Annotated in this window: 13 protein-coding genes; 12 read left to right on the top strand and 1 reads right to left on the bottom strand. The window is 60.2% G+C overall.

What is annotated here, in order from left to right; translation table 11 throughout:
• Entirely contained in the window at positions 1 to 672 is a 672-nt protein-coding gene (locus IPM80_22125) for a hypothetical protein (GenBank protein MBK8961046.1), read from the bottom strand.
• 290 nt (positions 673 to 962) lie between these two features.
• Between IPM80_22125 and IPM80_22120 the strand changes: the two genes are divergently transcribed.
• The 12 genes from IPM80_22120 (at position 963) to IPM80_22065 (ending at position 21,536) form a co-directional block, all read left to right on the top strand.
• The gene (locus IPM80_22120) at positions 963 to 3,416 is read left to right on the top strand and encodes a type I restriction-modification system subunit M (GenBank protein MBK8961045.1); all 2,454 of its coding nucleotides are present in this window, start codon (positions 963 to 965) and stop codon (positions 3,414 to 3,416) included.
• Positions 3,385 to 4,659, top strand: coding sequence for a restriction endonuclease subunit S (locus IPM80_22115; GenBank protein MBK8961044.1), 1,275 nt, complete (start codon positions 3,385 to 3,387; stop codon positions 4,657 to 4,659). Before IPM80_22120 ends, IPM80_22115 begins: the two co-directional genes overlap by 32 nt.
• Positions 4,656 to 6,620, top strand: coding sequence for a DUF262 domain-containing protein (locus tag IPM80_22110; protein MBK8961043.1), 1,965 nt, complete (start codon positions 4,656 to 4,658; stop codon positions 6,618 to 6,620). Before IPM80_22115 ends, IPM80_22110 begins: the two co-directional genes overlap by 4 nt.
• Before the next feature lie 83 nt (positions 6,621 to 6,703).
• A complete protein-coding gene (locus tag IPM80_22105) occupies positions 6,704 to 7,744 on the top strand; it encodes a hypothetical protein (GenBank protein MBK8961042.1) in 1,041 nt (346 codons plus the stop codon).
• A 67-nt stretch (positions 7,745 to 7,811) separates the two neighbouring features.
• Positions 7,812 to 8,750 carry a DUF91 domain-containing protein gene (locus tag IPM80_22100; protein ID MBK8961041.1) on the top strand — a complete coding sequence of 313 codons (939 nt, stop codon included), beginning with the start codon at positions 7,812 to 7,814 and terminating at the stop codon, positions 8,748 to 8,750.
• A 161-nt stretch (positions 8,751 to 8,911) separates the two neighbouring features.
• Entirely contained in the window at positions 8,912 to 9,520 is a 609-nt protein-coding gene (locus IPM80_22095) for a hypothetical protein (GenBank protein ID MBK8961040.1), read from the top strand.
• The gene (locus IPM80_22090; protein ID MBK8961039.1) at positions 9,520 to 10,503 is read left to right on the top strand and encodes a nucleotidyl transferase AbiEii/AbiGii toxin family protein; all 984 of its coding nucleotides are present in this window, start codon (positions 9,520 to 9,522) and stop codon (positions 10,501 to 10,503) included. The genes IPM80_22095 and IPM80_22090 overlap by 1 nt, the downstream gene beginning before the upstream one ends.
• The gene (locus IPM80_22085) at positions 10,503 to 13,625 is read left to right on the top strand and encodes an HsdR family type I site-specific deoxyribonuclease (GenBank protein MBK8961038.1); all 3,123 of its coding nucleotides are present in this window, start codon (positions 10,503 to 10,505) and stop codon (positions 13,623 to 13,625) included. The genes IPM80_22090 and IPM80_22085 overlap by 1 nt, the downstream gene beginning before the upstream one ends.
• Positions 13,625 to 14,539 (top strand): M48 family metallopeptidase, encoded by a 915-nt coding sequence (locus tag IPM80_22080; protein ID MBK8961037.1) that lies wholly within the window; start codon positions 13,625 to 13,627, stop codon positions 14,537 to 14,539. The genes IPM80_22085 and IPM80_22080 overlap by 1 nt, the downstream gene beginning before the upstream one ends.
• 1,107 nt (positions 14,540 to 15,646) lie before the next feature.
• The gene (locus IPM80_22075) at positions 15,647 to 17,905 is read left to right on the top strand and encodes an EAL domain-containing protein (protein MBK8961036.1); all 2,259 of its coding nucleotides are present in this window, start codon (positions 15,647 to 15,649) and stop codon (positions 17,903 to 17,905) included.
• Positions 17,902 to 20,667, top strand: a complete 2,766-nt coding sequence (locus IPM80_22070; GenBank protein ID MBK8961035.1) for a PAS domain-containing protein — start codon at positions 17,902 to 17,904, stop codon at positions 20,665 to 20,667. Before IPM80_22075 ends, IPM80_22070 begins: the two co-directional genes overlap by 4 nt.
• A 212-nt stretch (positions 20,668 to 20,879) precedes the next feature.
• Positions 20,880 to 21,536, top strand: coding sequence for an SOS response-associated peptidase family protein (locus IPM80_22065; GenBank protein ID MBK8961034.1), 657 nt, complete (start codon positions 20,880 to 20,882; stop codon positions 21,534 to 21,536).
• Positions 21,537 to 21,622 lie beyond the last annotated feature (86 nt).

The raw sequence follows: 21,622 nt of genomic DNA, 5'->3' as shown, positions 1-21,622 counted from the left end.
TCAGAGGGCCCCGACGAGCGCTTGCAGGGCATCAAGAAATGCAGGGTCATACCCTTCGTCCGTATGGTTTTGATTCCAGAGGCCAGACCGACGCACGCGCTCGCGTTCGCAGTGATGTCCGAGCCACGATGACGACGGCGCGTCGAGTGGCGCACCCAGGGAGTTGCTCAAGAGGGCAATGGCATTGCGTTCGATGTATCCCCGTTGAGACTGCGGCCCCGCTGCGTCACCCACGGCCAGCCATAGAAATGGCATGGCACCGATATGCGAACTCACCTCCGCTTCGAGGGCAGCCTCGGCGCGAAGTATGTCGGCACGTTCGAGCCCCAGGCGGCGCCCGGCGGCACCGGGGTCGGCACCCACGCCCCAGGACATTGGGCCACCAATGCCCGCACGTGATTTCAATGCGGTCCCCACCGGCAAACGGAAAATGGACCCGCGATGGTTACCACCACCGCTGCCGTTACCTCGATGGCTCGAAAGTCGATTCCACAGGGATGTACGCGAACCGGCGGCGAGGGCATGGGTTCCTACTCGAACCACTCGCAATCCGTCCCCTGAGTTCGAGCGGTCCTGCCCTTCCTCATAGAAGAAATACACGCCGCGTGGTGGCCAAGCCAAGCGCTCATGACAGTGCACAAGGTGGCGCGGCCCGCCAACCTGTTGCGCCAGCTGGTCGAGCACGGCGTAGAACCGGCGGAGATCTGCCAGGCGGCGTTTTACTTGCTCGTTGTCCACGGGCAACCGACGGTCCCCCTCCAATATCCAGTGAGTAGGCGCTGGGGCAAGCCTGGAATAGTGGGTTCGCCAGGCGCCGATGCTACTCAAACCGCGGTGCGCAGTCTGCTCGCGGACCATGGGGGTGCGAGTCGTACGCTGCGCTGTGTAATCCCATCGGGTTTTCTTACACTTACACGGCTCCCGAACAGCCCAACCGTCCGTACCTGCACCAGAAAAGATCCATGGCCGTCAAAAAATCCGAACTCTATTCCTCGCTGTGGGCGAGTTGCGATGAACTGCGCGGCGGCATGGATGCCAGCCAGTACAAGGATTACGTGCTGGTGCTGCTGTTCGTGAAGTATGTCAGCGACCGCTATGCCGGCCAGCCCTATGCCGCCATCACCATTCCGCCGGGAGCGAGCTTTACCGACATGGTGGCTCTGAAGGGCAAGAGCGACATTGGCGACCAGATCAATAAAAGCATCCTCGGGCCGTTGGCGCAGGCCAATCAATTGGCCGACATGCCGGACTTCAACGACCCGACCAAGCTCGGCTCGGGCCGCGAGATGGTGGAACGGCTCACCAATCTCATCGCCATCTTTGAAAACGCCGCTCTGGATTTTTCCAGGAACCGCGCCGATGGCGATGATCTCCTGGGTGACGCCTATGAATATCTCATGCGTCACTTCGCGACCGAGAGCGGCAAGAGCAAGGGCCAGTTCTATACACCGGCGGAAGTCAGCCGCGTGATTGCGCAGGTGCTGGGCATTCGTTACGCCAGCACCAGCAACGCCACCACCGTGTATGACCCGACTTGCGGCTCGGGCTCGCTATTGCTGAAGGTGGGCGAGGAGGCGCGCCATGGCAAAGACGTGCGCGTGACCTTGTACGGCCAGGAGAAAGACAACGCCACTGCCGGTCTTGCGCGCATGAACATGATTCTGCATGACTACGCGACCGCCGAAATCAAACAGGGCAACACCCTGGCCGCGCCGCTCTTCACCGAGGGCGCGGCGCTCAAGACTTTTGACTACGTGGTGGCCAACCCGCCGTTTTCCGACAAGCGCTGGAGCACCGGCCTCGATGCCGAGCACGACACCTGGGAGCGCTTTCAGCATTACGGCACACCGCCCGCCAAGCAGGGCGACTACGCCTACCTGCTGCACATATTGAGGTCGCTGAAGAGCAGCGGCCAGGGCGCCTGCATCCTGCCCCACGGCGTGTTGTTCCGCGGCAATGCCGAGGGTGTGATCCGCCGCAATCTTCTGCAACGCGGTATGGTGGCGGCCATCATCGGTCTGCCGGCCAATCTCTTTTACGGCACCGGCATTCCGGCCTGCATCCTTATCCTGGATAAAGCCGGCGCGGCCACGCGCGACAGCCTTTTCATGATTGACGCCGCCAAGGGCTACATCAAAGACGGCAACAAGAACCGCCTGCGCGAGCAGGACATCCACAAAATCGTCGACGTCTATACCCGCCAGCTGGAAGTGCCGCGCTATTCCCGGCGCGTACCGCTGGCCGAGATTGCCGACCCGCGCAACGACTACAACTTGAACCTGCCGCGCTACATCGACAGCAGCGAGCCCGAAGACCTGCAAGACATCGACGCGCATCTGCGCGGCGGCCTGCCGAATCGCGACCTCGATGCGCTTTCAAACTACTGGCAAGTAATGCCCGGCTTGCGCGCGAGCCTGTTTGAGGACGCCGGCCGCGCCGGCTACAGTCATTTGAAGCGGCCCATGGACGAAGTGAAGGCCGCGATCATCAATCACCCCGAATTTGCCGCCTTCAATGCCAGCGCCGGCCAGCGCTTTGCAGACTGGCGCACGCGTAACACGCCGCGCTTGCACGCCCTCGCCAAAGGTGACCACCCCAAGGCCCTGCTCGAAACCCTGGCCGAGGATCTGCTGAAAGCCTTCGAGGGCGCACCGCTGCTCGACGCCTACGACATCTATCAGCACCTCATGGACTACTGGGCCGAGACGCTGCAGGACGACTGCTATCTCATCGTCGACGAAGGCTGGCTGGCCGCCGCCAAGCCGCGCCTGTTGCTGGACGACAAGCACAAGAAGACCAAAGACAAACCCGATCTCATCCTCGGCAAACAGAAATACAAGGCTGAGTTGTTGCCACCAGCGCTGGTCATCGCGCGCTATTACGCCGAGCAGCAGGCCGCCATTGAGCAGGCTGAAGCGCAGCTTGCCGCGCTCACCCAGCAACTCGAAGAACTGGCCGAGGAGCATGGCGCGGAAGGTGGTCTGTTGGACGAAGCGCGCAACGACAAGGACAAGATCACCAAGGCCTCGGTCGCGGCGCGCATGAAGGAGATCAAGGGCGATGCCGAGGCGGCGGAGGAGCTTGCGGTATTGGCCGACTATCTGCGCTTGTGTGAGCAGGAAGCGGCCGCCAGTGCCGAGCTCAAGGCGGCGCAGGAGGAACTCACGGCGCAAGTGTTTCAGCGCTATGGGGAGCTGGGTGAGAGTGAAGTGAAGTCCTTGGTGGTGGATGACAAATGGTTCGCCACCATCAAGGGCGCCGTGCAGGGCGAGCTTGACCGGGTTTCGCAGACGTTGACTGGGCGACTTCGGCAGCTTGCTGAACGGTATGCGACGCCGTTGCAGTCGCTTATTGATGAGGTTGATTCGCTCAATGATCGGGTCGATGAACACCTTGCTAGGATGGGGCGATTTTGAAGTTATGCCCGGCTTTAAGCAGACTGAAATAGGGACCATTCCAGATGACTGGGACGTCCGCTTGTGCTCGGATCTGAGCGACCGAATTATGGTCGGGATTGTGATTCGGCCGACGCAGTACTACGTTCGGGACGGCATACCGGCATATCGATCGGCGAACATTCGTGAGAGCGGAATCAGCGATATTGATTTGGTTTTTATTAGCGAGAAATCCAACGCGCTACTTGCAAAGAGTCAAACGCGATCTGGTGACGTGTTGACTGTGCGCACGGGATATCCAGGAACCAGCGCGGTTGTTAGACCGCATCAAGCTGGATCCAATTGCATTGATATCTTAATCACGAGGCCGAAGGCGACAATCTTAGACTCGTCGTATTTGGCCATTTGGGTGAATTCGCCGCTTGGGAAGGAGCAGGTAATTCGAACTCAGGGCGGCTTGGCGCAACAACACTTCAATGTCGGAGACATGAAGAATCTCATCATTGCTTTGCCGTCCATTGCCGAACAACGGAGTATCGCCACCGCGTTGAACGATGTGGATGTGCTGCTAGGCGCGCTGGACCGACTCATCGCCAAGAAGCGCGACCTCAAACAGGCCGCCATGCAGCAACTCCTCACCGGCCAAACCCGCCTCCCTGGTTTTGATAGCCAATGGGAGGTTAAGCCGTTGGCCAGCCTTGGCGTATTGATTAAAGGTTCAGGGGTGAAGAAGGACGAGGCCACGAGCGGAGACCTTCCCTGCGTTCGCTACGGCGAGATTTATACTCACCATCACGACGTGGTGCGCGTGTTCAACTCATTCGTGTCACCGTCGGTTGCCTCCTCTGCAACTCTGCTGCGAAAGGGCGATGTTCTATTCGCGGGTTCAGGTGAGACGAAAGAAGAAATAGGGAAGGCAGTTGCCTTTGTGCACGATTGCATAGCGTATGCGGGCGGCGACATCGTGATTCTCAGGCCGGCCTATGCGGACTCGGTATTTCTGGGCTATTACCTCAACAGTCGCTCAATACAAAGGCAAAAGGCTAGTCTCGGTCAAGGTGATGCAGTCGTTCATATCAGCGCTGCTTCCCTTGCTGCCATTGAACTGGTCGTCCCTCCCCTCCCGGAACAAACCGCCATCGCCGCCGTCCTCTCCGACATGGACGCCGAGCTAGCCGCTCTCGAACAACGCCGCCGCAAAACCCAAGCCCTGAAACAAGCCATGATGCAAGAACTCCTCACCGGCAGGACACGTTTGGTATGAAGATCTCCACCATCCTCGATCACATCGACAACGGCCACATGGCGCTGCCGGAATTCCAGCGCGGCTATGTGTGGAACCGCGAACAGGTGCGTGGATTGTTCGATTCTCTCTACCGCCGCCATCCGGTTGGGGGCTTGCTGGTATGGGCCACCGAGTCACGCACCGCCACCCATCGTGGCGACGGGCCCTTGGCCGCGGGCGTGGTGAAGCTCTTGCTCGATGGCCAGCAGCGCATGACCTCACTCTATGGCGTGGTGCGTGGCCGGCCACCGAAGTTCTTTGATGGCAATGCACAGGCCATCAGCGGCCTGCGCTTTCATCTTGAGGGGCAGAGCTTCGAGTTCTATCAGCCGGTCAAGATGAAAGACGACCCGCTGTGGATAGACGTGACCGAACTCATGCAGAAGGGCACGGTCGGGCTGGGGGAGTTTGTCACGCGCCTGGCCGCGCAGCCCGAACTCGCGGCGCAGGTGGGTGAATACGTCGCGCGCTTGAGCCGGCTGTTGGGCGTCACAGAGATTGACCTCCACATCGAGGAAGTGACCGGCGCGGATAAATCCCTGGATGTGGTGGTGGACATCTTCAACCGTGTGAACAGCGGTGGCACCAAGCTTTCAAAGGGTGATCTTGCACTGGCCAAGATCTGCGCCGAATGGCCCGAAGGCCGCGACACCATGAAAGCCAGGCTCAAGAACTGGGGCGAAGCGGATTTCCATTTCAATCTCGATTGGCTGCTGCGCTCGGTGAACACCGTGCTGACTGGCGAAGCCAAGTTCCAGTTCCTGCACGAGCAGAGCGCCGAGGCCATACAGGACGCGCTCGAGCGCACCACGCGCTACATCGACACCTGTCTCAATCTCATCAGCGGCCGGCTCGGTCTTGATCACGACCAGGTGTTCTTTGGCCGCTATGGCGTGCCGGTGATGGCGCGCTATCTGGACCAACGCCAGCGTCTGAAACTCGGCGCGATGGGCGAGAAAGAGCGCGACAAGCTTCTGTTCTGGTTTGTGCAGGCGGGCATGTGGGGGCGTTTCTCGGGGTCAACGGAGTCTTCCATCGACCAGGATCTCGCGGCCCTGGAAGGCGACGATGGCGGGCTCGACAAACTGCTCGACCAATTGCGTTTGTGGCACAGCGGTCTGCGCGCCGAGCCTGGCCACTTCACCGGCTGGAGCATGGGCGCGCGCTTCTACCCGGTGCTCTACCTGTTGACGCGCATGGGCGAGGCCAAGGATTGGGGCACCGGCATCGCGCTCAAGGCCAGCCTGCTCGGCAAGATGAATCGGCTCGAAGTGCATCACATCTTTCCCAAGGCACAGCTTTACAAGCGGCACTACCGCCGCCCCGAAGTCAACGCGCTGGCCAATTTCTGTTTTCTGACCAAAGACACCAATCTCGTCATCAGCGACAAACTGCCCGAGGTGTATTTCCCGCAGGTCGAAGCGGCCCATCCCGGCGCGCTGGCCTCGCAATGGATCCCGATGGACCCGGCACTGTGGAAGGTGGAGAACTTCCGCGACTTCCTCGAAGCGCGCAAGTCGCTGCTCGCGGCAGAACTCAACCGTCGCATGGAAGACCTGCTGCATGGTGACCTGCGATGGCTGGAAGGGCCGGCCGCGACGGTAACGAGCGCGGCTTCGGTGGCCGGCGGCATCACGAGTGAAGACGAGGAAGAACAATTGGAAGCCCTGAATGCGTGGATGACCGCGCGCGGCCTGCCGGCCGGCCAGATGAGTTATGACTTTGCGGATGGCGCGACGGGCGAGCAGATGGCGGTGTTTGACCTGGCTTGGCCGAATGGCGTGCAGGAGGAGTTGAGCCAGCCGGTCACGCTGCTGCTGAATGAAAGCGCGGAGATGATCGCCATCGCGAGCCAGGCAGGATTTCGCTGCTTCACCGCGGTCGCTGAATTCCAGCGTTATGTGAAAGTCGAGGTTTTGATGGAAGACATCCCGGCATGAGCGGCAGGCATTGGCCGGCATTCGCGGGAGGTGCTTACGCGAGCCTCGTCACTCACGGCTGTTGAAGCCAGGGCCAAACCTCAATGCAGATCGCGCGCGCCAATGGGAAGGACTATCGGTTGCCGGGGGGCATGAGCCGCTTTCAGGAAAGTCTCTATATCCATCTGATCGATTGGAAGTGGGCGCACATCACCACCGAGCCTGGTTACTCCGGGGCTATCGCATACGACGCAATCCTGCCGGACGACTACGCGCGGCACGGGATAATGCCGCACCTCTACCCACCGATACTGGAGAGCCTGGCCGCGCATCTAGCGCGCAATCCCTTTCGCATTCACAAGCACTTCTATCACATGGCGAGTTCGCAGGTGGCGAATATCAATATGTTCCTGCCGTTACTTCACCATCCTGCCGCCGCTGATGTCTTGCGGGCGATCAAACCCGATTTCGCGTCCTTGGCAGTGGACGTGCTCGACCACGGCTACTGCCTCGAATTCTGGGGCGGGAATTTTGCATCGAATGTCGCCCATCGTGGCCCCTTGGGAGACAAGGCCGGCAGCCACGGCACGGATTGCGATATCGCTATCGCCTATCGAAACCCTGCGAATGAGCTTTGCCTGTGGCTCATTGAGCACAAGCTGAGCGAGCGGGAGTTCACGGTTTGCAGCGGGCCGAAGAGCAAGAACCGCGACAATCGCCGGCATGACTGTTCACGGAGCTATACAGAAATCCTGCAGAACAAGGCGGCGTGTTTTCATCATGAGCGCGAGAAGCGCCATTACTGGGATATTACTGAACGTAATCCCGGCCTCTTTGTTGGCGGCGCCGCGCATTCCGAATGCCCATTTCAGGGCGGCATGAATCAGCTCTGGCGCAATCAACTGCTGGCCCAGGCGCTCACGGCTGAGCAGGGCGGACCATACGTGGATACCGCGTTTTCAGTGCTCAAGCACCCGGCGAACCCGCATCTCGATGAAACGCTTGAGGCCTACAAAAGTCTGGTGGCCGACGCTGGCAAATTTACCGTGTTCAATTCCGATGATGTGCTGCGAGCCGTGGAGGCCCTTCATGATGATGCACTGGACAAGTGGGCGCGCTGGTATCGGGGCCTGTACCAGCTGTGAGCCATGATGAACACAGATTTCAAGCAGGGCCGGCTGCCGGCATTATCTTGCGGCGGAGGCCAATGAAATGAGGAACTATTATCGCTTGATGCTCGGGCGCAAGAGCAGCCACGCGGCGGAGTGCTTCGCCGGCAATTTCGTCGGGGTTGATTACGGCATTGAGCAGGACTTGAGCGACAAGCTCTACGAGCAATGGCGGGACTTCAATCACGAGATGATCCCGGTCTATCTTGCCAGCCACCCGGACAAGACGCGCATAGGCGCAGGGCTTGCCTGCGGCGCGCTGTGGACCGTGATCGCAGGCATGCAGCATGGCGATCAGGTTTTGTGTCCCGACGGTGAGGGCAATTATCGCGTCGGCCAGATTTGCGGGGACTATGTGTACGCCGCTGGTCAGAGCCTGCCGCACCGGCGGCCGGTGCTTTGGCTGGCGGAGAGCATTGCGCGGGGCGATATGTCGGAGGCGTTGGCACGCTCGACCGCCGTACCTTTAACGGTGGTGGGGCCAAATGCCTTCACTGTGTATCGAGAGGAAATCGAGCGGTTGCTGGGAGCGACGGCGTCCGGGCGGACTTTGGCCGTGCCGGCTGCCGATGTTGAAGACCCTTATGCCTTTGCCCTGGAAAAGCATCTGGAAGATTTTCTGGTCGCGAACTGGGAGCAGACCGCGCTCGGTCGAGAATTTGACATTGTCGTCGAGGACGGCGAACGGGTCGGCCAGCAATATCAGACGGGCGCCGGGCCTATCGACATCCTCGCCATCAGCCATGACCGCACCCGGTTACTGGTTGTGGAGCTCAAACGTGGCCGGGCGTCGGACGTCGTGGTCGGCCAGATTCTGCGATACATGGGCTATCTCAAAGGCGAAATAGCTGAGGCGGGCCAGAGCGTCGAAGGCGCCATCATTGCGCTGGAGGACGACCAGAAGCTGCGTTGGGCGCTGGCAGCGGTACAGGGGGTGCAGTTCTACCGGTACCAGATGAGCTTTTCCCTGGTGAAGGGCTGAAGGGGAGAGTGCGTCCCCAAGGTGGCGCGAAGGCATGTAGTACGTACTACAAGACACGCGCCGAGCCGCGATACCGTTGCCGACGAGTAACTTCTTCATGAGCTGTGCTATTTTCAGTAAAACCCGTTCGGTTTTCTGAAAATTCTGGCGGCCCAATATCGATGCAAGCTGTTGATAAAAAAATATTATCGAGGATTCATGGGCGCGGTAGGGGGTGGGCGTTTACCAAAACCGATTTCGTGGCTGAATTCGGGACGGCAAATATCCATCAGGCGCTGTCTGGCCTGGTCCGTGCCGGGAAGATTCGGCGCGTATGCCATGGTGTCTACGATTACCCCCGCACCAGCGCACTGCTCGGCGCTTCCCTCAGCCCGGATATCGACCAGGTGGCGCAGGCGCTGGCCCGCAAATTCAATTGGCGGATTCTGCCCTCGGGGGAAGCGGCGCTGAATCTGCTCGGTCTCTCAACCCAAGTGCCCGGCCGGTGGGTCTACCTCTCGGATGGTCCGAGCCGCCAGTACACCATCGGCAATCACCTGCTGGTATTTCGCAAGTCCCCGCTCAAGGATGCAGGCTTCCAGTACCGCGAGAGCGGCCTGGTAGTGCAGGCCTTGAAGGCCTTGGGCAAAGACCACGTCGGCCCGGCGGTGGTGAATGCGGTGCGCCAACGACTCGACCCCAGGCAGCGAGCTCGCGTTCTCAAGGACACCCGCGCCGTCACGGGCTGGGTCTATCAGGTCATCAAGCAAATCTGTGCGACAGCGGCCTGATGGACGGCGTCGCCGCGCTGCCCGCCGCCGAGCGCAATGCGCTGTTCTCGGAGACCGCCGCCCGCATGGGCACCACGCCAGCGGTGATCGAAAAGGACTTCTGGGTGACCTGGGTGTTAAGCCGCCTGTTTGAAGACCCCACACTCGCACGCCTGTTGTTGTTCAAGGGTGGCACCAGCCTCTCAAAGGTGTACCAGGTCATCGAGCGGTTTTCCGAGGACATCGATTTGATCCTCGACTGGCGTGAGCTGACCGGCGGTGACCCGCGCGCCGACCGCTCGCGTTCGGCGCAAGCCAGGGTAGTGTCGGATATCACGACCGAGGCGCTGGCCTATATTGGTCGCGACCTGATGCCACGTATCGTCGGCGCGCTAAGCCCTTTTTGCACCTGCGCACTCTCGCGGGACGACGGCCACGTGATCGACATTCGTTATCCCGGTGCGTTTCCCGATACCTATCTGCGGCCGGAAGTCCGGCTTGAGATTGGCCCGCTCGCGGCATGGATGCCCCACGAAGAGCGCGCCATAAGCAGCTACGCTGCCGAGCACTTCCCCCGCTTGTTCAAGCGCGCGCAGGCCACTGTTCGCGTGATCCGCGCCGAACGCACATTTTGGGAAAAGGCGACCATCCTCCACCATGAGGCGTACCGACCTGCGGGCAACCCGCAGCCACTGCGCTATTCGCGGCACTACTATGACCTGGCGCGCATGGCCGTCAGCCCGATTAAAGCGGCCGCACTCGCCGACCTGCAGTTGCTTGCCGAAGTGGTCGATTTCAAAGACCGCTTTTACCCGCGTGGCTGGGCGCGCTACGACCTGGCCCGGCCCGGCAGCCTGCGGCTGGTGCCGGACGGCGAAGTGCTGCGCGCGGTAACCAACGACTACGTGGCCATGGCCAATATGATTTTCGGTGCCACACTCACATTCGATGAGATTCTCGGCGTGCTTGCGAAACTGGAAGCTGAAATCAACGAGGGCGCATGATGAATGTCATCGGCAAGCCAGAACGCGCCACCCAGGACAGAGTCATTGCCCTGTTTCGTGACGAACTCGGCTATCGCTTCCTGGGCGACCGCAGCGACCGGGACAACAGCAATATCGACGAGCCTTTGTTTGCAGCGGCCCTGGCGAACCGCGGCTACTCGTCGGCGCACATCGCCCGCGCGCTTTATCTCCTGCGCCTGGATGCGGACAACCAGACGCGCAGTCTCTACGACAACAACAAGGCGGTTTACAGCCATCTGCGTTATGGCGTGCAGGTAAAGCTCGACGCCAGCGAGTTGACCGATACCGTGCACCTGGTCGATTGGGCAAACCCAGAGGCCAATGATTTTGTGCTGGTCGAGGAAGTCACGCTGCGCGGCAATCACGAGCGCAGGCCGGACCTGGTGCTGTATCTGAACGGTATTGCGATCGCGGTGATCGAACTGAAGAACGCTGCCGCCGATGTCGGCACCGCCATTCGCCAACTTCTCTCCAATCAACAGCCGCTCTTCAACGCATGGTTCTTCAGTACCGTGCAGCTGGTGATTGCGGGCAATGACAGCGAAGGACTGCGTTACGGCACCATCGAGACCGAAGAAAAATTCTTTCTGACATGGAAGGAAGACGAGGCTGACAATCGTCTGTTCAAGCTCGACAAATACCTCCTCAAGCTGTGCGCCAAGCAGCGCTTGCTGGAACTCATTCACGATTTTGTGCTGTTCGACGGCGGCGACAAGAAGCTGCCACGTGTGCACCAGTACTTCGGTATCAAGGCCGCCCAGGCGCGTATCAAGGACGGGCGCGGCGGCATCATCTGGCATACCCAGGGCAGCGGCAAAAGCATAGTGATGGTGCTGCTGGCGCGCTGGATCCTGGAAAACAGGCCGGCTGCGCGGGTATTGGTGCTGACCGACCGCGACGAGTTGGATAAGCAGATCGAAGGTGTGTTTCTCGATGCAGGCCAGACCATCTTTCGCACCCGCAGCGGCAGCGACCTTCTGGCTCAATTAGGCCTGGCGAAGCCACGCCTGCTGTGTTCTCTGGTGCACAAGTTCGGGCAACGCGGCGTGGACGACTTCGAGGCCTATATAGCGGCCCTGAAGAACGCCCCCAGCCCGGCGGTCGGCGAGCTGTACGTGTTCGTCGATGAATGTCATCGCACCCAGAGCGGCAAACTGCACGAGATCATGAAAGCCCTGCTGCCGGGAGCGGTGTTCATCGGTTTCACCGGCACACCCTTGTTGAAGCAGGATCGCGCCACCAGTCTCGAAGTGTTCGGCAGCTATATCCACACCTATAAATTCAATGAGGCGGTGGAAGACAAGGTGGTGCTGGATCTCGTTTACGAGGCGCGTGATATCGAGCAGAGCCTGGGCTCCAAACACAAGGTCGATGCGTGGTTCGAAGCTAAAACCCAAGGGCTGAACGATTGGCAGAAAGCCGCATTGCGGGAGCAGTGGGGCACCATGCAAAAAGTCTTGAGCTCGCGCTCGCGCATGGAGCGGGTGGTTGAAGACGTGGTTTTTGATTTCGGCGTCAAGCCGCGTCTCATTACCACTCGCGGTAACGCGATGTTGGTGGCGGCCAGCATTTATGAGGCCTGCAAATACTACGAGCTATTCCAGAAAACACCGCTCAAGGGCCTGTGCGCGGTGGTGACCTCCTACAACCCACAAGCAAAGCAGGTGACCTTGGAGGAGACCGGAGCCAATACTGAAACGGAAAAGCAGTATCTGTTCAACGTGTATACCGCGCTCCTCGCGGGTGTGGACGCGAAGCCCGGCAAGACCAAAACCGAAACCTACGAGGACGCGGTCAAAGAACGTTTCATCAAGGAGCCTGCACAGATGCGTCTGTTGGTGGTGGTCGACAAATTACTGACTGGCTTCGACGCCCCAAGCTGTACTTATCTATATATCGACAAGTCCATGCAGGACCATGGCCTGTTTCAGGCCATCTGTCGCACCAATCGCCTGGACGGCGAAGACAAGACCGCCGGCTATATCGTCGACTACAAGGACCTGTTCAGGAAGGTGCAGGGCGCGATTGCGGTCTATACCGCCGAGCTTGACCACAGCGACGGTGGCGCGAGCCCCGAAGTGATGATGCAAGACCGCCTGGCGCAGGGTAAGGAACGGCTCGATGACGCCCTGGAAGCCTTCGCCCTGGTGTGCGAGCCGGTGCGGCCGCCCAAGGGCGAGCTGGAACACATCCACTATTTCTGCGGCAACGTGGAGATCCCGACCGATCTGCAGATGCGCGAGCCGCAGCGCGTGGCGCTGTACAAAGCAGTGGCGGTGTTGCTGCGCGCTTATGCGGCGATTGTCGGTGACCTGCCACGTGCGGGTTGCTCGCCAGCGCAATGCGCTGGCATCAAGACCGATGTGGAACGGGCGGTCAAACTTCGCGAGATTATTCGCAAGGCGAGCAACGAGACCATCGATCTCAAAGCTTACGAAGCCGACATGCGTCACCTCATCGATACCTACATCGAAGCGAGCGGGCCGCGCCGCATTTCGGACTTCGGTGAAGTGGGGCTGCTGGATCTGATCGTCAAGAGTGGCATGGCGGCGGCCATCAGCAGTTTGCCTAACGGCATAAAGAACCAGCCACAAGCCGTGGCTGAGACCATCGCCAACAATGTGCGTAGCACCATCATCAAGGAACATCTGAACGACCCGGCCTTCTACGACCGCATGTCGGCCTTGCTGGCCGAGATACTCGCTGACCTGAAGGCCGCACGAATCGACTACGCCGAGTATCTGAAGCGCATCGCGACGCAGGTGGTCGAGCCGATGAAGGCGGGACGCACCCCGACTACACCGAAGGAGCTTGATACGCCGGGTAAGCGTGCGCTGTTCAACAATCTGCAACCCGGGATCGCTGAGCCGGCCGCGGAGGTCGCCGAGCCGAAATCCGCCTATGCCGGTGACGCGACTGTTGATGTGCTGGCCTTGGCTCTGCGCATTGACGACACCGTGCGCCGCGTTCGGCCCAACGGGTGGCGCGGCAACCAAGCCAAAGAGAACACCATCAAGGCCGCGCTGCTGCCACTGCTGGGCAACGATGAGGCCGAGGTGGAGCGTGTGTTTCTGATCATCAAGGCGCACTCTGAATATTGATGGCCACCATGATCTCGCTTGGCGATATCACCATCGCTGTTACACGCAAGGACATAAAGAATTTGCACCTGAACGTCCATCCTCCAAACGGACGGGTGACGATTTCAGCGCCCAGGCACTTGAGTCTCAACGCGGTGAGGTCGTTTGCCATCGGGAAGCTGCGTTGGATACGGCAGCAACAAAAAAATCTGCAGGACCAGGAACGCGAGACCCCGCGCGACTATCTCAACCGCGAAACCCACTACGTCTGGGGGCGGCGTTGTCTTTTGACTGTGGTCGAAGCGAACGAGCGGCCGTCGGTCGAGTGGCGTCATGGCCGGCTCACGCTACGCATTCGGCCCGATTCCGAGGTGGCGAACCGTGCGGCGGTGATGGACGCCTGGTATCGCGAGCAACTGCGTGCTGCGGTGGCGGCCCTGTTGGCGAGGTGGCAGCCAGACCTTGGGGTACGCGCCGAGCGCATATTCGTGCAGCGCATGCGCACCCGCTGGGGGAGTTGCAACCCCAAGGCGCGCACCATTCGACTCAATACGGACTTGGCGAAGAAGCCGCACGAGTGTCTGGAATACATTCTGGTGCACGAGCTGATTCATCTTCTGGTGCCGAACCATGGACCGGGGTTCATCGATTTAATGAACCGCCATCTTCCTGGATGGCCCCGTCATCGCGAGTGGCTCAATCGATTGCCGGTGCGGCATGAGGACTGGGGTACTGAGCTGGTGAAGTCGTTTTTTATCTTGCGCGATCGACCGCCGGTGCTATCGACGGCAGCGAACCTGAAGGTCCGAGACGCATTTCGACGAACCTATACCCTCAAGACCGGGCTGGACCTCATCGTGCAGTCGGACGCCAGCCTAGCCAACGACCCGAGCTATCAACGCCTTCGCGAGTACGCCAGACGACGAGGAGGATGAAGACGAGCACCTAAGAGATGGTGCCGGGGCATTCCCGAATGCGAGGAACGGCAGGCTGATGAGAAGTTTCCCGAGTATCGGTTGCGCCAATGGGCGTCGAACCTCCCGGTCCTACTTTCAATGCTTCTCAGCACTCGTGGGGTAATTCCGGGGGTAACCGGAGCGGACGAATGTCGAGTATCTCTTAAAACTCAATGCCCTACGTAGACTTATCGATTCCGGCTCCGGGCACCATCGCTTCTTTCTCTAAGCTTCGCCGCTTATCGGGTTTGTTAAAAATCGTGCGAAATATAGCGCACCTGTGCGGCGACGAGTCACCGGAGATGTTGTCGGGGCTTGTTTGACATTCGGGCTGGCTGCGGGTGGAAAGAGGGGTAGCGGAGATTCCATTGCGAGTGCTACCCCCATGCCTCTTACCGATGCAGCACTCAAGCTTGAATCAAGGCATGGACAACCGGGCTGGAAATCTACGGTGAGGAAAACCGAAAGAGAGCCGCGCGGAAGAAGCGCATTGGATGCCGGACCGCACTCACATGGTGCTCGCCCTATCGCATCAGTAGGCAGTCGCTCGGTCGACATGACTCTTCGAATGGCAAGGTGCCATTGATCTGCTACAGCGCTATTGCACGTCGAAGCGCACCGTTTTGGATCGGCAACGTTGGGCCGGCGAATGCTTCGCGTCGACGGCAGGGCGAGGCGAGGGACAGCAATCCGCGCGAACATGCGCCCCGATCGCGAAGACCGACGATTAGATGAGCTGACTCTTCAGCGTTGACGGCCAGCGTAAGGCGGCTGGAAAAATGGCTGCTGCGTATGAATTCGCAGGCACCTGCATATATTACGAAGCACCTACCGAAAGTGACTATTCCCATCGAACCTGAAAGTCGAAGGTAACCACGCGGCCTGTGTGTCAATTTACAAAAAAATACAGATTTAACGAATAGTCGACTGATTTTTTCAGTTTTTGTTGAGAGGACACGCTAGTCTTCAAGCAAAGACTCATCCAGGTCGTACGCTTCTCGAAAGCGGGCCCGCCCGTGTGGCGCAGCCTCCTCCCATCGCCCACGCCCCCGGCGAATCCCATACGAACGCGAAAGGAGTGACAGCGTGCGCGCGTTTTCCCCGGAATCGGCGCTTCCGCCGGACCACCACCTCCTGTGGTACGAGATCACATCAATTCTTGGCGAAGGCGGCTTCGGCATCACTTACGCCGCCACCGACCTCAACCTCAATCATCGTGTGGCCATCAAGGAATACTTTCCTCGAACGATTTGTTCTCGCGACACGATGCTCGAGGTCCAGACGCCCGACGGCCAATCGGAATCCCAGTATCAGTGGGGGCTGCGCAGGTTCCTCGACGAAGCACGCACGTTGGCCCGTTTCAACCATCCGAATATCGTCCATGTTCGAACTGCGTTCGAGCAGAATAAAACCGCCTACATGGTGATGGACCTCGAGACGGGGCGCCCGCTCGATGTAGCTTACAACGCTGGCGAGTTTTCGACGGAGGAGCAGATCCTCGGCCTCCTTGGGCCTCTGTTGCACGGTCTTGCCCAGGTGCATGCCGCCGGCTTCATCCATCGAGACATCAAGCTGCAGAACATCATCATTCGTCCCGACTCCACGCCTGTTCTTGTCGATTTCGGATCGGCTCGCAACGTGTTTGGCGCGGGATCCAGAGGCCTGACCGCGCTCGTCACGCGTGGCTACGCTCCAATTGAACAATACGCGCACGAAGGCGCAGTCAACCCTCAAGGCCCGTGGTGCGACATCTACAGCCTATCCGCGGTTCTCTACGCACTGGTGGTTCGCAGAATGCCGCCCGATGCGCTTATTCGTGCTGCGCACCTTTCCGCCGGTGCGCCCGATGTCTATGCCTCGATAGCCGCCATGAGTCCGCCGGGATTCTCGCAGGAGTTCCTGGAGGCCATTGATGCGGGCCTCGCCTTCAGTCACCGCGATCGCCCCGCGACAATCCAGGATTGGTTGACCCGTTTCCCCGCCAATCTCAATTTCCAGCACTCCACGGCAATTCATGTCGGTTCGACACCGGAGGCGCTCTCGTCCCTGCGCCCGCGCCTCAATACCGAGGTCTCGGAGCGCGCGACCACTATCGGCTTGCCCAGCGGCGAGAGCGATTCGGCAGACTTCGCCAATCAGCAGATCAAGGCGGACCTGCGAGTGCTCGTAATCGACGACGAAGCCTATTTTCGTTCTCTGCTGCTGCGCGTGCTCGAGCGCATCGGCCTGAACAGCAGGTACGCCGCCGCCAACGGCAAAGAAGCCCTCGACCTGATCGCATCAAACAGCGTTGCGATCGACGTCATTCTGCTTGACCTCCGCATGCCTGAAATGGACGGCATCGAGTTCTTGCGTGCGCTGCACGACTCTCCCTATCGCCCAGCCATCGTCTTGCTCAGCGGCGTCGATGTGCAGTTGCTGCGAGCGGCCACCGAGTTCGCAAGATCCAATCATCTCAAGGTCCTCGGATACGCAAGAAAGCCCGTCGAACCCGAGGTGCTGCTAAGGCTGCTGGCCGGTCATGTCGCCGCAATCTCGCCTGGTTCGCAAACCTCGTTTGCGAGTTCGCATCGCATTTCCGAGGAGGAACTGGCAGCGGGCTTGAATACCGGCGCCCTGCTGCCTGTTTACCAGCCGAAAATCTCGCTTGCCAGCGGCGGGATCGTCGGTGTCGAGACGCTTGCCCGCTGGCAGCACCTTGATGGCAGCATTCTCGGGCCCGGGGCCTTCATACCCCTGGCCGAAACGACCGGGCTGATTCACGAACTCACGCTCGCCCTCATGCAAAAGGCCTTCGCCGATTGCGGAGGCTGGGCCGCCCAAGGCCTGCTGGTTGATCTTGCGGTGAACGTCTCCGCCGCCAGCTTTGCCGACTTGCGATTCCCGGATGTCATCAAGACTCTTGCCGATACCGAGGGAGTGCCAACCAGCCGGCTTGTCCTCGAGGTCACCGAGCGCACCGTGGCCGACGACTTTATCGCGATGATGGATATCCTCGTGCGCCTGCGGCTGAAGGGCGTCACCTTGTCGGTCGACGACTTCGGCACTGGATATTCATCCCTTCAACAGCTTCACAAGCTCCCATTCACAGAGCTGAAGATAGACAGGGCGTTCGTTGCTGGCGCCATAAATGACAATCGCGCCTACTCCATACTCGAGGCAAGCATTCGGCTCGCTAAAAAACTCGAAATGACCACCATCGCCGAGGGCGTTGAGACGCTGAGCGATCTGGAGACCGTTCGTAGCCTGGGGTGTGACGTTGCTCAAGGCTTTTATTACGCGCGTCCAATGTCCAGCGATTCATTCATTGCTTGGGCGCGCGACCGGTCAAAGGAATTGTCGTGAGTGGCGCCTGGATCGATGCCGCCACTGACCTGGACTCGCGGCGAATTCTGCAGTCATTTTCGAAATATGTGCCGGGCGCGCTTTTCGTCTACCAACGCTATCCCGATGCCACGGCCAAGTTGCACTACATCAGCGATGGCGCCGAGGCCATCTTCGACGCCAGCGCTGAAGACATATTGATCAACCCCGCCATCCTTGACGGCTATATCCATCCCGACGACAAGGAGCTGTTCCGTTCGTCCATCGAACAGTCGTTCCTACGCGCAGGTGGATGGAAGCATGAGTACCGTATTGTGCTTCCGCGCCGCGGGGTCCGCTATCTCGCCGCGGAGTCCGAGGCTGAACTGCAAGCTGACGGCAGCCTGATTTGGTACGGGCATATTTCGGATGTCACCTCGGCAAAGGAGGCATCCAATCTCAAGGAGGAGACCTTTGCGCGTTTCCAGTCGGCGATAGAGAAGATCGGCGACGGCGCGTGGTTCTACGACGTCCTCGCCGACCGGTTTTCTTTCTCCAATAACTGGTGGCCAATCCTGGGCTACGATGCCGCGCCCGAGGACCGCAATCAAATGTCCTGGATAGACCGCATCGATCCTGCCCACCAGCAATCGGTGCTGGATGCTACCGACGACCTCATCGCCGGAAAAATCGACGTGTTGTCGTGCGAGTATCGGATCCGCATTCCCGACGGCACCTACCGCTGGCTGCACGCGCGCGGCGCCGTGACCGATCGCACCCCCGATGGCCATAGCCGCATCCTGTCCGGCACGTTTGCCGATGTATCCGACCGCAAGGAGTTCGAACGGCGGATCCGCGTTCAGTCGCGCGCGATGGACGCGGCGCCTATCGGTATTTTTGTTGCGGACGCCAGCGACGACTCCTTTCCCTTGCTGTACCTGAATCCATCGTGCCAGCGGGCCTTCGGTCTTGCCGCGGAGGAGTCGCGCCGGGTCGGGGCGTCCTTGATTTCGTTTGCCGACGACCCGCCTGGTTTCAAATCCGACTTGGTTTCATGTCTTGAGACACGGCAATCCGTGAAGCATTACTGGTCTTCCTCGCATCGCGAAGGTGGGGTGTACTCGCTGCGCATCACCGTCACGCCCGCGGACATCGGCACCGATCAACCACGCATCATCGGGATAGTCGAAGATATTACCAGCGACCAATTGATGCGCGACACATTGGTGCGGGCTCGGGAAGACGCCATTCAGGCGAACCTTGCGAAGTCTCGGTTCATCGCACACGTGAGTCACGAGCTGCGGACGCCGCTGCACGGAATCATGGGGCTTGCCGAACTGATGGCGCAGGATCCGGCTGTGCCGGCCGAAGTACGTACGAGGTCTGGGGAAATCAACAAGGCAGCCGGCCATCTTCTGCGCCTTATCGGTGACATCATTGACCTCTCGGCAATCGAGGCCGGAAGGCTGGCGCTGTCCGTCGAATCCGTGGAAATCTCTCGCGTCATTGATGGCGTCATGCAATTGGCGCTTCCGGTTGCCAGTCGCAGTTCGATCGCGCTGTACGCGGACGAGCGTCTTCGCGTCGGGCGGCGCATCACGGTGGACGCCACCCGCGCAACGCAAGTCCTCCTCAATCTCGTGTCGAACGGGATCAAGTACAACAGGCCGAATGGACACGTGGCGCTGCGATTGCTCGATGGGCAGCCAGGCATGTTGCGGATCGGAGTCGAGGATACCGGCCCAGGACTTTCGACCGATGCGATGGATCAGCTATTCGACCAGTTCAACCGTCTGGGTCGGGAAATGACCGCGATCGAGGGGAGTGGGATTGGGCTGACCATTGCCAAGAGCTTGACCGAGGCCATGGGCGGGACGCTCGGCGTATCCAGCGCCCCTGGCCAGGGAAGCACGTTTTGGGTGGAATTTGCACTGGCGCCTGACGGTGAATGGAAGCAAAGTTCATCGGTGCCACCGCCCGTCGACGTCGTGCGACTTGAAGGGTTGCGCGTGCTTGTCGCGGAAGACAACCTGCTGAGTCAGTCGGTGTTTCAAAGCCAGCTTGACCGGCTCGGCTGTATCGCAACGATTGTGGGTGATGGGCTGGATGCATTGCGCGAGTGGCTCAACAACCCCTTCGATGCGCTGCTTACCGACGTGCACATGCCGAGCCTCGACGGGCTTGGCTTGGCCACCCGCATTCGCGAAATCGAGACACTCGAAGGCAGGCCGAGGACCTACATAGTTGGTGTGAGCGCCAACGCGATGAAGGACGCTGAGCGCAGCGCGCTTGCCCACGGCATGGACGCCTACGCGACCAAGCCGCTTACGCTCGAGTCGCTGCAGCGAGTTCTCGCGAGCAGGCCGGATTTCGCTCCCGTTCCAACGACCACGCCACTTGAGCCGGGCGCACCTTTGCCGCCGGACAGTGACCTCGGTGTGATTGACACTCGCGTACTCGAGCGGCTGGTCGGCGATGACCCCGAGATGGTGGCGACCTTTCTGGAGCGGTTCGTCGCAAGCCTGGAAGAAGATGCGGATGCTCTTGTTGTCGCGCTCCGTGCGGGCGCCGCGGGGGAGACTTCCCATCTTGCCCATCGCCTCAGGTCTGCCGTGCGGACCGTTGGTGCTTCGCAATTGGAGTCGCTGCTGGACAAGATTGAAGGCGAAGCGGGGCTAGCGGACATGGCCAATGGTGAGACGCTCATCAGCATGCTCGACGTATCGGTAGCGAAAGTTCGCGTCGCGGTCGCCGCTCAGCGTCTCGCCCTTGCGGGCACCGAGGACAAAAGTCCTTTTGCTTGACGGCAAGCCACCCCGCCGCATTTCGCCATCGACTTCGAGACGCTGACGGTCGGCGAGCACGGCGTCGGGACCAATTGCTTGGCGGTCTGCATGACCCCAAGCGTGATGTTGAAGCGTCCGTCCTCCCGCAAGTCCTGATTGATGAGCGGGCATTCCCCTGGTGCCGACTCCCGCGCGGTACGCTAGGCGTGATTGCCCAGGAGAAATGCGTCGTGTGTTCAAACTACCGCCTGCCGACCGCGACCGACCTGGTCGTAGATTTCGACTGCGAGGCGCCGGTCGAGGACTTCGAGACCATCGCCTACCCGGGCTACCGGGCGCCGATGATGGTGATGAACCGCGCCGGCACACGCCTGGTCGCGGAGGCGGCCGTGTTCGGACTGGTGCCGCCGTGGGCCAAGGACATGAAAATCGTGCGCAGCACCTATAACGCCCGCGCCGAGACCGTGGCCGAGAAGCCCGCCTTCCGCGGCGCGTGGAAAAAGCGCCAGTTCTGCCTGGTGCCGATGCTCGGCTTCTTCGAACCGAATTACGAATCGGGCAAGCCGGTGCGCTGGCAGATCCGGCGCATCGATGCCCAGCCGTTCGCGCTTGCCGGCCTGCGCGAATGGCGGCGCCAGGACGACGGGCGCGAGCTTCGGTCCTTTACCATGCTCACGGTCAATGCCAGCGACCACCCATTGATGTCACGCTTTCATGCGCCGGGCGACGAGAAGCGCTCGGTCGTGTACGTTCCCGCCGAAGACTACACGGGATGGCTGGGCGCCGCGTCCGATGAAGAGGCGCGCGCCTATCTCAAGCTCATGGCGCCCGACGAATTCGAAGGCATCGCCGACCCGGCGCCGCCGCGGACGAAGCGCAGTGCGTGACAGGCGATGACGAGCGTGTCGCCGATGTTGCGTGTGTGCGGGCAATGTTGCCGGCGGACGCGCTTCAGTCGCTGCGCCGATCGGCG

Source organism: Pseudomonadota bacterium (genome assembly GCA_016719885.1).
Lineage (GTDB): Bacteria > Pseudomonadota > Gammaproteobacteria.
Note: the sequence above shows the minus strand (reverse complement) of the source record. Positions and strands in the feature narration are given on the sequence as shown.